Here is a 14,587-nt window from a genome sequence, read left to right on the forward strand (position 1 = left end):
CGGGCTTTCCGTTCCCGCTTTTATTTATTTTTTCTCGTCCAAAAACGAGAAAAAATAAATAAAGAGCTCCACTGCAATCCCTCACGCAAACCTGTATTCATTAACACAAATTCGTTAAAAATAGAGCTTTGAAACTCGGAGAAATCCGTGTCAATTGAAAAAAAAAATTACGCTACATCTTCGCCCATGCTTGCAGTCCAAATCGCAAACCAGTCTTCTTTGTCTAATTTTAATTCTACCGCTTTTTTTAATGATTGAATACGTGCCACATTTACTGTTCCTGCAATAGGAATTATTTTTGCCGGATGTTGTAAAATCCAAGCGATCAATATGGAATCTGAACCTAAATGGTATTTTTCCATTAAGGTAACCAATAGTTTTTTTAATCTGCGAGTTTGTGAATTATCCTCTCTAAATACAGAACCTAAAGGATTTCCGGAAAGCGGACGAATGTTATTCATCTGCATATAATCAAAACTTCCGTCAACCATCGGTTTAAAGTTAGTTGCCGAAAACTGCACTTGATTGTAACTAATTTCCGTTTTTTGACGAATTAATTCTGTTTGCGAAGCAGTAAAACTTGCCAATCCAAAATCGATTATTTTTCCATCTGATTTTAATTTCAAAACCGCTTCTGCAATTTCATCCGCTTCCATCAAAGGACTTGGTCGGTGCAATAAAAGAACGTCTAGATAATCAGTTTGTAAATTTTTTAATGAATTCTCAGCCGAAGAAATGATATATTCTTTAGAATAGTCATAATGTCTAATCGTATTTTGGCGACTTTCTGTTACTAATTGCACGCCGCATTTAGAGATTAGTTGCATTTTTTCTCTTGCAATTTTGCTGGAAGCAAGTGCTTTTCCAAAATCAGATTCGGTTGTATAATCGCCATAAGTATCTGCATGATCAAAAGTGGTTACTTTATTTTCTAAACACACATGAATCATATTCTCCATTTCTTTGGTATTTAGTTTTTTATCCCAAATTCCCCAATTCATGACACCAGCTATAACGGGTGATAAATTTGTTTTGCTCATTGTTTTTATTTTTTGTTGAATACGTAAATTCTCTAATTCAAAGTTTATTTTTCAAAGTTCTTAAAAATATAAAAATTGTATCATAATTCATCCTTAAAATTAAGGTATTTACTGAAGTTTTAACCATTTTTTAACATCTTACCTCTAAAAAAAAATTCAATTTGCACCTTCAAAACAAAGGCATTAAATTCAAGGTTTTAAAAATAATAAAATGGAACAAAATACGGCTACTTTAGACATCAGAGCAATCAATGAAAAAATTGAAAGAGAAAGTGCTTTTATAGACCTTCTCACCATGGAAATGAACAAAGTCATTGTGGGTCAAAAGCACATGGTGGAGCGTTTGTTAATCGGACTTTTAGGTCAAGGACATATTTTATTAGAAGGAGTTCCGGGATTGGCAAAAACATTGGCGATTAATACGCTTTCGCAAGCCGTGCAAGGATCGTTCAGTAGAATCCAATTTACACCAGATTTATTGCCAGCAGATGTTGTAGGAACTATGATTTACAATATCAAGTCAAATGAATTTTCTATAAAAAAAGGACCTATTTTTGCCAACTTTGTACTTGCCGATGAGATTAACCGTGCACCTGCTAAAGTGCAATCAGCTTTATTAGAGGCGATGCAGGAAAAACAAGTGACTATTGGTGATACGACATTCAAGTTAGACCGACCATTTTTAGTTCTTGCTACTCAAAACCCTGTGGAGCAAGAAGGAACCTATCAACTTCCAGAGGCACAAGTCGATCGTTTTATGCTAAAAACAGTGATTGACTATCCAAAAATGGAAGACGAGCGATTAGTAATTCGCCAAAACCTAAAAGGAAGTTACGAAAAAGTAAATGCTGTAGTTTCTGTTGAACAAATTTTACGAGCTCAAGAAGCGGTTCGTGAAGTGTACATGGATGAAAAAATAGAAAAATACATATTGGATATTGTTTTTGCAACACGTTATCCAGAGCAATATAAATTAGCCGAATTAAAACCATTAATCAGTTTTGGAGCTTCACCTCGTGGAAGTATCAACTTAGCCAATGCGGCAAAATGTTATGCATTTATCAAGCGTCGTGGTTATGTAATCCCGGAAGATGTTCGCGCTGTAGTGCATGATGTATTGCGTCACAGAATTGGAATCACTTATGAAGCAGAGGCTGAAAACATAACGTCTGTAGACATCATAAACAAAATCGTAAACGAAGTTGAAGTTCCCTAAGATTTCAGATTTATGATGCAAGATTTTTAGATCTGAAATCATCAGTTGTTAATCACCAATCAAATGGATATAAAAGAGCTTTGAAAAAAACTTAGCGCCTTGACGCCTTTGTGGCAATAAAAAACATGGATACAAAAGAGCTTTTAAAAAAAGTACGTAAAATAGAAATCAAAACCCGAAGATTGAGCGATCACATCTTTTCTGGGGAATATCATACTTCGTTTAAAGGACGAGGAATGACCTTCAGCGAAGTACGACAATATCAATATGGAGATGATATTCGTGCAATTGATTGGAATGTTACTGCGCGTTACAATGAAGCTCATGTAAAAGTTTTTGAAGAAGAGCGAGAATTAACCATGATGTTGATGGTCGATATTTCAGGATCTGAAAGTTTTGGTTCTAAAAATCAGTTTAAAAAAGATATTGTTACAGAAATTGCAGCAACAATGGCATTTTCTGCCACTCAAAATAATGATAAAATAGGTTTGATTTTGTTTTCAGATGAAATCGAGTTGTACATTCCGCCAAAAAAAGGAAGATCTCACGTACTTCGTATTATTAGGGAATTAATTGAATTTCAACCTAAAAGTCACAAAACCGATATTGCACAAGCACTAAAATTCTTATCGGGAACTCAAAAAAAGAAAGCGATTGTATTTGTAATTTCAGATTTTATGTCCGAGAATTACGAAAATACTTTAAAGATTGCTGCGAAGAAACACGATATAACTGGAATTCGAGTATACGATATTCGAGAAGAAAAAATGCCAGATTTAGGAATGGTTTCTATGCTTGACGCTGAAACGGGCGAAATTCAATTGGTAAATACAGGTTCGAAATCAGTTCGAATGAATTACGAAAAATTATATCATGAAAAGCTGAACTATTTTAAAGATACTTTTAGTAAATCAGGATCTGGTGTTGTAAACACAAGAGTTGACGAAAGTTATGTGACAAAATTATTAAGCTATTTTAAATCGAGATAAAAATTTTAGATTTTTGATTAACGATTTTTGATTTCAGATCTATTTATAATTGATTTTTGATTTCAAATATAGAGATTGAAATAATAAATATATGAATAAACAAGAATTAGAAAACAGATTGATTGATTTTGCAGCAACAATTATAATTCTTGCAAATAAATTTGAAAAAAATTACGCTGGAAATCATTTAGCAGGACAAATTATAAGATCAGGAACTTCACCGGCTTTAAATTACGGGGAAGCGCAAAGTGCTGAGAGTACAAAAGATTTTATCCATAAAATGGGTGTCTGTTTAAAAGAATTAAGGGAAACTTTTGTTTGTTTGAAAGTTATTGAAAAGGCAAATTTAGTTTCAGATTTAAAAAGTTTATTAATTGCTAAAGAAGAAGCAAATGAGCTAATTTCTATTTTCGTTTCAAGCATTAAAACAGCAAAATCAAATTTGAAATAGAGCAGATATGATTAGTAGCAGATTCGAAAGAAATCTGAAATCAAAAAACCGTTAATCTTCAATCATAAATAAAAAAATATTTAATAGCAGAAATCTGAAATCAAAAATCGTTAATCTTCAATCATAAATCAGAAGCTTGCAATAATACAAAATGAAAAAACAATTACACATACTTCTTCTACTGCTTTCCACGGCTGTTTTTGCGCAACAAAAACAAGTGGTTACAAGTATTGATACGCTTAAAAATAAAATTGGTGCGGAGTTTAAACTGTCAATAAAAACAACGGTTGATCCATCGTCTAAAGTTATTTTTCCGAAATTAAAAAATGTTGGTGCTTTAGAGGTTATTCGATCCTATCCTGTTGATACCGCTAAGATAGATGGGCGTTATGAATTAATCAAAAAATACGGACTGACTCAGTTTGATTCTGGGCGTTATGTTGTTCCAAGTATCAAAATCTTTATCGATAGCAAACCGTTTTTGACGGATTCGCTTTTGGTTGAGGTAGCCAATGTTCAAGTGGATACATTAAAACAAAAAATGTTCGATATTAAGGATATTGCACCTGCTGAAAATCCTATTGGGAACTGGTGGAAATATCTTTTAGGCATTGCATTGATAATTGCAATTGGGGCTTTTATTTATTGGTTCCTTAAAAAACGCCAAGAAAAAAAATTACAAGAAGCCATCATAAAAACACCTATAGAGAAAGCCACTACTTTGCTAGATACTTTGGAGAAAAAAGAATTGTGGCAAAAAGGAGAAGTCAAAGCCTATTATAGTGAGTTAACCGATATTGCCAGGAATTACATCGAAGAGGCGATTGAAATTCCAGCAATGGAAAGTACAACGTCTGAATTGATTCAAGGACTTAGAGCTGCTTCTGTCAAAAAGAAAATGACGCTTTCGCAGGAAATTATTGAAAACTTAGAGCGCGTCTTAAAACAAGCCGATTTAGTAAAGTTTGCCAAATCAAAACCATTGGATTTTGAAATCACTGAGGATCGAAATAAAATTCAAAAAGTAATTTTAACTTTAGATAAATCGATTCCAGTAGCGGTAGAAGTTGAGGAAGATACCTTATTGAATGAAGCTCAAAGACAAAAACAGATCCAAATTCAATTACAAAAGCAGCGTAAAAAGCGAATTATTACGGCAGTGGCTTCAGTGCTGTTTTTGCTATTGGCTACAACGATTTTTTTAATTGCTACCAAGGGATTTGATTATGTCAAAGATAATTTACTGGGACATCCTACAAAAGAGTTATTAGAAGCAGAATGGGTTAAAAGTGAATACGGAAATCCAGGCGTTGTAATTGAAACTCCAAAAGTGTTAAAAAGAGTAGACTTGACCAAAACTTTGCCAAAAGAAGGTATGGCTTTGATCAAAGAAATGCAATCTTTTGCTTACGGAAGTGTTTTAGATCATTTTTATTTAATGGTTTCGACCTTAAAATTCAAGCAAGAAACAGAAATCGATTTGACTAAATCAATGGATGGAATTTTACAATCATTAGAATCGCAAGGTGCTCAAAACATGATTGTGAAGCAGGAAGAATTTGAAACCAAAGAAGGTGTAAAAGGTGTAAAAGCCTATGGGACTTTTTCGCAAATGGATGCTTTGACAAAATCGAGTGCTAAATTATATTATGAAGCTTTGTTGTTTAGTCAAGAAGGTGGATTACAGCAAATAATATTAATGCACGAAGAAGGAGATAAATACGGTAATGAAATTTCAGAACGAGTTTTAAACTCGGTGGAATTAAAACAAGTAACTAAATAATGGATAAAATAACTTTTTTGAACCCAGAATTTTTTTGGTTATTTCTACTCATTCCTGTAGCCGTTTTTTGGTTGTTTTGGAAAAAGAACGAGCAAACAGCAACTTTAAAAATAAGTTCTTTGCAGGGTTTTAAAGGATCAGAATCTACTTTAACGAAATTAAAATCAATTTTAAATGCCTTTAGAATTGTTGCGTTGTGTTCTTTAATTATTGCCTTAGCAAGACCAAGAACGGTGGATGTGAGTAACAAAACTAAAACCACAAAAGGAATTGATATTGTAATGGCAATTGACGTTTCAGGAAGTATGCTGGCTAAAGATTTAAAGCCTAACCGACTCGAAGCGCTTAAAAAAGTGGCAGCCGACTTTGTAGAAGAACGACCTAATGATAGAATCGGATTAGTGATTTATGCATCAGAAGCTTACACAAAAACACCAGTAACCAGCGATAAACCAATTATTCTGGAGGCGATCAAAACCATCAAGTACGATAATGTTTTGCAAGATGGAACAGGTATAGGAATGGGTTTAGCCACTGCTGTGAACCGATTGAAAGATAGTAAGGCAAAAAGTAAAGTGATAATTCTGTTGACAGACGGTGTCAATAACGCTGGATTTATTGAGCCAGAAACAGCGGCAGATATTGCAAAACAATACGGGATTAAAGTATATACCATCGGAATTGGAACTAACGGTATGGCAATGTCTCCTTATGCTGTTGCGCCGAATGGACAGTTTTTATTTCAAAACATGAAGGTTGAAATTGACGAACAATTGATGAAAAATATTGCGGCCAAAACCGATGGAAAATATTTTAGAGCAACGAGTAATTCTAAGTTAGCAGAGATTTATGCTTCTATCAATAAACTGGAAACTACTGAAATAGAAGAATTAAAATTTTATGATTATGATGAAAAATACAGAGCGTTTGTTTGGCTTGCTGGTTTTTTATTATTGGCTGAATTTGGGTTGAGAAAAACAGTTTTTAGAAGTTTTATTTAACTTTTAAACACAAGGTTTACAAGTAAGGCACTGTGGTCACTAAGTTTAAAACAAATTATATTTAATATGGATGAAAATGAGATATCAAAAATTGTTTTTGAAAGTGCATTAAAAATTCATAAAGTTTTAGGCCCTGGTTTATTAGAGAGTGCATATGAGGAATGTTTATTTTACGAACTTAAGAAGTCAGGTTTAAAAGTTGAAAAACAAAAACAATTACCGCTGGTCTATGAAGAAGTTAGATTAGATGTTGGTTATAGAATTGATATTATTATTGAAGATAAATTTATTGTTGAAATAAAATCTGTCGAGGCGCTCACTCATGTGCATTTAGCTCAGTTGTTGACTTATTTAAAATTATCAAATTGTAAATTAGGATTGTTGATCAATTTTAATGTCAGTTTATTAAAGAATGGTGTTAGAAGAGTAATTAATGGAACTTTATAAATGCACATAAATTTGGTGCACTTTGTGAAAAACTTTGTGACCATTGTGGTTAAAGAATATGGAATTAGACGAAAAAAAATATTTGTATCTCCTTTTTATACTACCGCTTATCGTGTTAGTTTTTCTTGCTAATTTATATTGGAAAAGAAAAAAGAAACGAGAGTTTGGAGATTTAGAAATGGTGAAAAAATTGAGTCCGGAGAGTTCGGTTTTTAAGCCCGTATTGAAATTAGTAGTTTTTGTTGTGGCTTTATTAGCACTAATTATTGCTTTGGTTAATCCAAAGATTGGTACTAAAATGGAAACGGTAAAGCGAGAAGGAATCGACATTGTTTTTGCAATGGACGTTTCTAAGAGTATGCTTGCTGAAGATGTTGCGCCCAATAGATTAGACAAGAGTAAACAAATTGTTTCCCAAATTATCAATCAATTAGGAAGTGATAGAATAGGGATAGTCGCCTATGCAGGAAGTGCTTTCCCAGTGTTGCCTATTACAAGTGATTATAGTGTGGCCAAAATGTTTTTGCAAAGTATGAATACCGAAATGGTTTCGTCGCAAGGAACATCTCTAGATGATGCCATACGACTGGCGATCACTTATTTTGATGAAAAAAGTAAAACAAGTAAATTATTAGTTTTGATTTCGGATGGCGAAGATCATTCTGACGATGCCCAAGCGGCAGCCGAAGAAGCCAACAAAGCAGGATTAAAAATTATTACAATAAGTATAGGAACTGAAAAAGGGGCTACGATTCCGTTGAAGAGTAATGGTGTTGTTCAAGGTTTCCAAAAAGACAACAATAATGAAGTGGTCATTACCAAGATGAACAGAGCGAGTTTAGAAGCCATTGCAAAAGCGACTAAAGGAGGTTATGTAAACGGGAATAATACTAAAGAGGTTTTAGAATACATCAAAGCTACTTTAGATAAAATTCAAAAGACAGAATTTGAAGCTACTGAAATGGCTGATTTTCAATCGCAATTTCAATGGTTTTTGGGTTTTGCATTTTTGCTGTTATTTGCTGATGTTTTTCTGTTGGAAAGAAAAACGAAGTGGGTTAAAAAGTTAGATTTATTTAACGAGAATAAATAATTATTTCTAAAAGGCTTACCTCCTTTTAGACATATAGACACAATAAATGAAAAGATTTAAAACTATCATACTGACTTTTTTTATGTTCGCAAGTTTGGCAACTGCTGGATTGTATGCGCAAGAGAAAGATCGAGTTTTGCCTAAAGCAAATAAGGAATACGCAGAGAGTAATTTTGCAGACGCTGAGGCAGATTATAGGATTTCAGATTCTAAGTTTCCTAATAAAGCAACTGCGCCTTACAATCTTGGAAACAGTATTTATAAGCAAAAACAATCCTCAGAAGCAAAATTTGCTTATGCAAAAGCATTAAAAAACTCAAAAACTAGGGAAGAGAAGCATCGCGCCTTTCATAATCTAGGAAATGTTTTTATGAATGAGAAAGATTATACGCAGGCAGTGGAAGCTTATAAAAATGCATTGCGAAATGATCCTACTGACGAGCAAACCCGATATAATTATGCTCTAGCAAAAAAAATGTTGAAAGACAATCCTCCAAAGGATGATAAGAAAAAAGACGACAAGAAGGATAAAGACAAAGACAAGAAGCAGGATAAAAAAGACGGCGAAAAAGACAAAAAAGACCAAGATAAGGATAAGGATAAGAAGGACGATAAAGGCGATCAGGATAAAAAGAAAAATGATCCTAAACAAGATGATAAAGGAGAGCCTAAGCCAACTCCAGGTGGGATTTCTAAAGAGCGCTTAGAAAATCTTTTGAATGCCGTGAATAAAGAAGAAAAGAAAGTTCAAGATAAAGTGAACGCTCAGAAAGTAAAAGGAAAACCGGTTAAAACAGAAAAGGATTGGTAATTCAATCTCATACTTTGAAAATGAAAAAATATTTAGTAGCAATTGTCTTATTGGTATGCGGTTCTCTTAGTGCGCAGGTTCAATTTGAAGCTCGAGTTAGTAAAACTACAGTAGCTTTAAACGAAAGATTGCGTATTGACTTTATGATGAATGTTGATGGCGATAATTTTGTACAACCTTCATTCGAGGGATTTAGAATTATTGCTGGACCTAGTCAGCAAGTGAGCCAATCATGGGTAAACGGAAGAAGCTCTTTTGAAAAAGCATATTCCTATTTTTTAGTGCCAAATCAAAAAGGAACATTTATTATTAAGCCTGCAGCCATAGAATATAATGGTCAAATTTATAGAACATCGCCTATAAAAATTATCGTTACTGCTGCTCAAGAACAGCCAAGAGATCCTAATGATACGCAACAAATAACTGCTGATGAAAATCTATATTTGGTTGCAGATGTATCCAAAGATAATTTGTATGTAAACGAACCTACAACGGTAATTTACAAACTGTATTTTGCAAATGTTGGAATTTCTAATTTTAGAGAGTTAAGCAAGCCAAAATACAATGACTTTTGGAGTCAAAATATTGAAATCAAACAACTTGAAGCGGAGGAAGGATTGTTTAGAGGACAAAACTATCGCTACGTGGTACTTAAGAAAGTAGTTTTATATCCACAAAAATCAGGAAAACTTAAAATTGAGCCTTTATCATTAGAGATTGATGTGCAATTACCTTCCAATCGTAGGGATATGTTTGGTAGAATGGTGCTGACTGAAACGAGCAAAAGAGTATCGGCAGGAACTAAGGTTATTAATGTAAAACCATTACCTGAAGCTGGAAAACCTGATAATTTTAGTGGTGCTGTAGGGAACTTTGATTTTAAAGTAACGCCTTCTAAAAACAACTTAAAGAATGGCGAAAGTCTAGATTTAGTGGTAAGTGTAACTGGAAAAGGAAACTTGAAATTATTTAGTTTACCAAAACCAGAAGTGCCTAATGCGCTAGAAATGTATGATGCTGTGCATAGCGAAGATATTAGTACTCCACTTTCTGGTATGAACGGAAAATCATCCGATAGTTATACGATAGTTCCGCAGTATAAAGGCAATTATCCCGTAAAACCTCTGCAGTTTTCATATTTTGATTTGAGTTCAAAAACCTATAAAACCATTACTTCTCCTGAGATAATGATTAATGTTCTCGAAGGTGCGGTTCCTGTTGATTCGACATCAAATAAAAGTAATAAAAATAAAATTGCTGACATTGAACATTTCTCTTCTATTAAGAAAAAGACGCAATTGATTGCGATAGAAAAAAATGATTTCTTTGGTTCAAATTTATTCTTCTTATTACTGTTTATACCCTTTTTACTTTTACCATTAATTGTTTTATACAAGAATAAAAAAGACGCCTTGGCTGGCGATATTAGTGGCAATAGAATTCGTATGAATAATAAATTGGCTAAAAAATATTTATCAGAAGCCAAAAAACAAATTAAGAACAAAGAATTATTCTATATCGCATTAGAGAAAGCAATGCATAATTTTCTGAAGGCAAAATTACATATTGAAACCTCAGAAATGAGTAAAGATAATATTCAAGAGTTACTATTGTCTCGAAATGCGAATCAAGAAACCGTAAATGCGTTTATTGTATTGACAGAAAATTGCGAGGTTGCTCGTTATGCACCTTCCTCAAGTGCTACGATACAACACGATTTTGATCAAGCAGTTTTAATAATCTCTGAATTAGAAAAACAGATATAAAGAATTAGCTATTAAGTCTTAACATTTTAGTAAATACAAGTTATTTTTTAAAATTGAATATTTAAATAAATAGAGAAATAAAGTCTTTGTGGCAAAAAGAAATAAAATGAAAAACATATTATACCTATTTTTACTTTCAACCCAATTTTTCTTTGCTCAAAATGGCTTCGAAAAAGGGAATGCTCTTTATGAAAAAGGGAGTTATGCGGATGCCGCTGTTGCGTATGAAAGTGTTTTAAACAGCAATCAACATTCTGCTGAGCTTTATTTTAATTTAGCCAATACCTATTACAAATTAAATAAAGTGGCTCCAGCTATTTATTACTACGAAAAAGCATTAGTGCTGAATCCAAAGGATCAGGAAAGCCAAAATAATTTAAAATTTGCGAATAAAAGAACCATCGATGAAATCAAAGTTATTCCTAAAGTTGGCTTTGCTAAATTAGTTCGTGACTTTACAGGAATTTATCATTATAACACATGGGCATGGGCAACCATAGGATTAGCAACATTATTTTTATTTTTTTTTATAGGTTATTATTTTTTGCAAATCACAGTATGGAAACGCCTATTTTTTATAGGAATGTTTCTAGCAATTTTACTCATGCTCATAACAGTATCCTCAGCGATTTTTGAAAAAAAATATTTTGATACGGAGAAACCGGCAATTATTTTTGCAGAAATGGCTAATGTAAAAAGCGAACCTCGAGACGGTGGGAAACCATTGTTTTTGTTACATGAAGGAACAAAAGTTTATGTAGAGGAAGTTATTGGGAAATGGAAAAAAATTCAACTTACAGATGGATCAGAGGGTTGGATAGAAAGTAGCGCCATCAAAGAAGTAAAGTAAAATTCTAAAGCTTCCAGCCTTTTAAAGGCTGGAAGCTTTAATTTAAACCCTAAGCTTTCTTCTTCATTTCCTCATATCCTTTTTTAATGGAAGGGAAAAAGTAACCTGCAATTTTTTGTATAGGATTGTAAAACACAGAATTGTCAAGCGTTTCTTTTTTGGCTAAATAATTATTATAATTTATTTTTTCAAAAACAGAAAAAACAATACTTACAATCAGAATAGTTTTTAGTACTCTAAAAAAGCCTCCACCAAGTTTATTTAACCATCCTAAAAATGCAAAATTAGCTATGCCTGTTAAGAATTTTGCTAAAAGATGAATCACTAGAACTACTACAATAAAAGTAAGTACAAAAGCAACAATCTGAATAGTATTGGGATTCCATTTTACAAAACCCATTAAGATATTCTTCATGAAAGAAGAAAATTTAATAGCAAAATATATCCCAAGGATTAATGAAATCAGCGAAGCCAATTCGACAAAAAGACCGTTAACGACGCCTTTATAGAAAGCAAATACTAGTAAAGCACACAAAATGATATCTAAAAATCCCATTGTAATTTATAATTTATTGCGAGCACAAATATAAAAGAATACTTCAACATCAAATGCCAATTTTCAAGTTCTTATCTTTGCGCAAATAATAGATTGTTTTTTGGAAAATCAAACTCAAAAAATATTAATCTGCAATCACAAATCAACATGTCAAGAGACACACAACTTAAAGAACGCTGGGAACAGCTTGTACATATACTTTCGGAACAATTTTCACAAGGAGAGGATTTAGATTTAGACGCCATTATTTATTTAATTGGAGTACAAGAACTCGGTAAAGTGCATAGAGAATACAAAAAAGATGAAAAATTAAACCTAATGCACATCGCTATTTGTCGCTTATTAGAACCGTATGGTTTTTATGAATTCGAATATTTTGATGAGGAAGGCTGGCCACATTACAAAGTAAAAGAGGAGTTGCCGCCACTAAAAGCGGGAGAACAATCAGTTTTGATGAAAGAAGCCATTGTGAATTATTTTCTTGAAAGAGAAGTAATTGAGTAATTTTTTTTGAATAACGATTATAGATTACTGTTTTACTTTAAAAACTAGAAATTTTAAAGAGTAAACTCAGAACAAATTACTTATTTTTGCACTCTCAATTATTGAATGAAAATGATAGACAAGATAAAAGAATATATTGGTGAAGCACAAGCTTTCTCAACTCAAAACACAGCCGAATTAGAAGCTTTTCGTATCAAATTCTTAGGAAGTAAAGGACTTTTAAAAGAACTTTTTGCTGAATTTAAGAATGTTCCTAATGACCAGAAAAAAGAGTTTGGACAAGTAATTAATTTGCTAAAAACTTCTGCTGAAGAAAAGGTAAAATCCATACAAGAATCTTTAGAAAGTAAAGAGGAAAGTAAGGGGTTTTATGGTGACTTAACGCGGTCTCCTGAATCTAGTATTATTGGTTCTCGTCACCCAATTTCATTGGTAAAAAATCAAATTGTAGATATCTTTTCTAACATCGGTTTCAACGTTTCTGAAGGACCAGAAATCGAAGACGATTGGCACAATTTTACTGCCTTAAACTTGCCAGAATACCATCCGGCACGTGATATGCAGGATACCTTTTTTATACAAACAAATCCAGATATTTTGCTTCGTACGCACACTTCATCCGTGCAAGTGCGTTACATGGAAAACAATAAACCGCCTATTAGAACCATTTCTCCAGGAAGAGTTTTCCGTAATGAAGCCGTTTCTTCGCGTTCGCACTGTATTTTCCACCAAGTGGAAGGTTTGTACATCGATAAAGACGTTTCATTTGCTGATTTAAAGCAAACACTTTTATATTTCACTAAGGAAATGTTCGGGAAATCTAAAATCCGTTTACGTCCTTCTTATTTCCCATTTACAGAACCTAGTGCTGAGGTTGATATTTATTGGGGTCTGAAAACAGAAACTGATTATAGAATTACCAAAGGAACAGGTTGGTTAGAAATCATGGGTTGCGGAATGGTCGATCCAAATGTGTTAAAAAACTGTGGTATCAATCCTGATGAATACAACGGTTTTGCCTTTGGAATGGGAATCGAAAGAATTGCCATGTTACTGTATCAAATTGGTGACATTCGTATGTTTTACGAGAACGATGTTCGTTTCTTAGAGCAATTTAAATCTAGTATTTAATTAGAAGCTATTTCCAGCTGTACACTATATCTTTTTATAAGGCGATAAAAATCGCCTTATAAAAAGGATGTCGCTTCCATCTGGGCTAGGAAACCTCGGTTTCAAGAAAATTTTACTTTTCAAAACCTCACATTATTAATTAAAGAATCAATTTCTTTATTGCTTCCTTTTACTCAAACAATATGAAAAAAGACATCATTATTCCCGAAGTAGAAAATGTTTTCGTTGCTGTAGTTCAAGAATGGAGTGATGATTTTATGGAAAAAGTGTGGTATGCCTATTTGGTAAACGACAGTGATTTTCTTATAGAAAGCGTTATGGTTGTTTCTAAAGCTTTTGGAACTATTGACGGTGAAATGAAAAAAACATCGCTCTTGCGTCATGCTTTTGTTGAAGTTCCCGCTGTCTCAGTAGTCAAAATAGAAATGATAGAGAAAAGCGTTTTAGTACTTAATAATGAGTTTATGGTAACTTTCTTTATGGACAATAAACTATACGACAAAAAGTTCATCTTTAAGGCAAATTCTATAAACGAGACCGATGTTGAAGAAGTGCCTATTTTATTTATTGATGGTGTTATTGTAAGATAGACTATTTCGAATAAAATATGCTCTACAATTTTGTAACTTGAAAGCGTCTCTTACTTTAAATGAATAAAATCTTGTTTGGTTTTATTTTCTGCAGTAATAAAAAAAAATATCTAGCGATTTTGCTGTTTGGTTTTAGATTTCCAAGTAATATAGCCCAATACAAAAATCCCTAGGATAATGAAAGTTGCAGCGCGAATATAAAAACTAGGTTGAGATAGTTGCTCAGAAACCGAAATTGTTTTTAGGTCAAATAAGAGCATGAATAAGGACATGAATACGCCCCAGATACCGCCCATTTTAATCTGATATTTCCATCTTTCACTCATCCTAATTTTTTTTACTATTAAGTTTCTTAAAGA

16 protein-coding genes are annotated in these 14,587 nt (G+C 32.9%); 13 read left to right on the forward strand and 3 right to left on the reverse strand.

The features are described 5' to 3' along the window. Nucleotides 1-167 precede the first annotated feature (167 nt). The gene (locus H2650_RS03680) at nt 168-1,040 is read right to left on the reverse strand and encodes an aldo/keto reductase family oxidoreductase (RefSeq protein WP_188049395.1); all 873 of its coding nucleotides are present in this window, start codon (nt 1,038-1,040) and stop codon (nt 168-170) included. A 211-nt stretch (nt 1,041-1,251) separates the two neighbouring features. Here H2650_RS03680 and H2650_RS03685 point away from each other — a divergent pair, with 211 nt between their 5' ends. The 10 genes from H2650_RS03685 (at nt 1,252) to H2650_RS03730 (ending at nt 11,447) form a co-directional block, all read left to right on the forward strand. After that, the gene (locus H2650_RS03685; RefSeq protein ID WP_188049396.1) at nt 1,252-2,256 is read left to right on the forward strand and encodes a MoxR family ATPase; all 1,005 of its coding nucleotides are present in this window, start codon (nt 1,252-1,254) and stop codon (nt 2,254-2,256) included. A gap of 125 nt (nt 2,257-2,381) precedes the next feature. Then, nucleotides 2,382-3,245: a DUF58 domain-containing protein gene (locus H2650_RS03690; protein WP_188049397.1), complete on the forward strand. Its 864-nt coding sequence runs from the start codon at nt 2,382-2,384 to the stop codon at nt 3,243-3,245. Nucleotides 3,246-3,336: 91 nt separating this feature from the next. Continuing rightward, a complete protein-coding gene (locus H2650_RS03695; protein ID WP_188049398.1) occupies nt 3,337-3,696 on the forward strand; it encodes a four helix bundle protein in 360 nt (119 codons plus the stop codon). A 151-nt stretch (nt 3,697-3,847) separates the two neighbouring features. Further along, on the forward strand, nt 3,848-5,479 hold the full coding sequence (locus H2650_RS03700) for a hypothetical protein (protein WP_188049399.1): 1,632 nt from the start codon (nt 3,848-3,850) through the stop codon (nt 5,477-5,479). After that, nucleotides 5,479-6,480: a VWA domain-containing protein gene (locus H2650_RS03705; RefSeq protein ID WP_188049400.1), complete on the forward strand. Its 1,002-nt coding sequence runs from the start codon at nt 5,479-5,481 to the stop codon at nt 6,478-6,480. Before H2650_RS03700 ends, H2650_RS03705 begins: the two co-directional genes overlap by 1 nt. A gap of 66 nt (nt 6,481-6,546) precedes the next feature. Further along, nucleotides 6,547-6,927 (forward strand): GxxExxY protein, encoded by a 381-nt coding sequence (locus tag H2650_RS03710; RefSeq protein WP_188049401.1) that lies wholly within the window; start codon nt 6,547-6,549, stop codon nt 6,925-6,927. Nucleotides 6,928-6,985: 58 nt separating this feature from the next. Next, complete coding sequence (locus tag H2650_RS03715; protein ID WP_188049402.1) at nt 6,986-8,020, forward strand: VWA domain-containing protein; 1,035 nt, start codon at nt 6,986-6,988, stop codon at nt 8,018-8,020. Between the two features lie 46 nt (nt 8,021-8,066). After that, complete coding sequence (locus H2650_RS03720) at nt 8,067-8,831, forward strand: tetratricopeptide repeat protein (protein WP_188049403.1); 765 nt, start codon at nt 8,067-8,069, stop codon at nt 8,829-8,831. A 20-nt stretch (nt 8,832-8,851) separates the two neighbouring features. Beyond that, entirely contained in the window at nt 8,852-10,597 is a 1,746-nt protein-coding gene (locus H2650_RS03725; RefSeq protein WP_188049404.1) for a BatD family protein, read from the forward strand. Between the two features lie 106 nt (nt 10,598-10,703). Further along, the gene (locus H2650_RS03730) at nt 10,704-11,447 is read left to right on the forward strand and encodes a tetratricopeptide repeat protein (protein WP_188049405.1); all 744 of its coding nucleotides are present in this window, start codon (nt 10,704-10,706) and stop codon (nt 11,445-11,447) included. A gap of 49 nt (nt 11,448-11,496) precedes the next feature. On the opposite strand, the gene H2650_RS03735 is transcribed toward H2650_RS03730, so the two are convergent. Beyond that, entirely contained in the window at nt 11,497-12,003 is a 507-nt protein-coding gene (locus H2650_RS03735; RefSeq protein ID WP_188049406.1) for a CvpA family protein, read from the reverse strand. Between the two features lie 147 nt (nt 12,004-12,150). Between H2650_RS03735 and H2650_RS03740 the strand changes: the two genes are divergently transcribed. The 3 genes from H2650_RS03740 to H2650_RS03750 all read left to right on the forward strand — a co-directional run bounded on the left by H2650_RS03740 (nt 12,151) and on the right by H2650_RS03750 (nt 14,228). Beyond that, complete coding sequence (locus H2650_RS03740; protein ID WP_188049407.1) at nt 12,151-12,507, forward strand: hypothetical protein; 357 nt, start codon at nt 12,151-12,153, stop codon at nt 12,505-12,507. A 111-nt stretch (nt 12,508-12,618) separates the two neighbouring features. After that, nucleotides 12,619-13,638, forward strand: a complete 1,020-nt coding sequence (gene pheS / locus H2650_RS03745; protein WP_188049408.1) for a phenylalanine--tRNA ligase subunit alpha — start codon at nt 12,619-12,621, stop codon at nt 13,636-13,638. A gap of 182 nt (nt 13,639-13,820) precedes the next feature. After that, nucleotides 13,821-14,228, forward strand: coding sequence for a hypothetical protein (locus tag H2650_RS03750; protein WP_188049409.1), 408 nt, complete (start codon nt 13,821-13,823; stop codon nt 14,226-14,228). A 110-nt stretch (nt 14,229-14,338) separates the two neighbouring features. Here the strand turns inward: H2650_RS03750 and H2650_RS03755 are convergent, their stop codons facing one another. Next, nucleotides 14,339-14,554, reverse strand: coding sequence for a hypothetical protein (locus H2650_RS03755; protein ID WP_188049410.1), 216 nt, complete (start codon nt 14,552-14,554; stop codon nt 14,339-14,341). Nucleotides 14,555-14,587: the final 33 nt, after the last annotated feature.

It is taken from the genome of Flavobacterium sp. GP15 (assembly GCF_014281985.1).
GTDB classification, from domain to species: Bacteria; Bacteroidota; Bacteroidia; order Flavobacteriales; family Flavobacteriaceae; genus Flavobacterium; species Flavobacterium pygoscelis.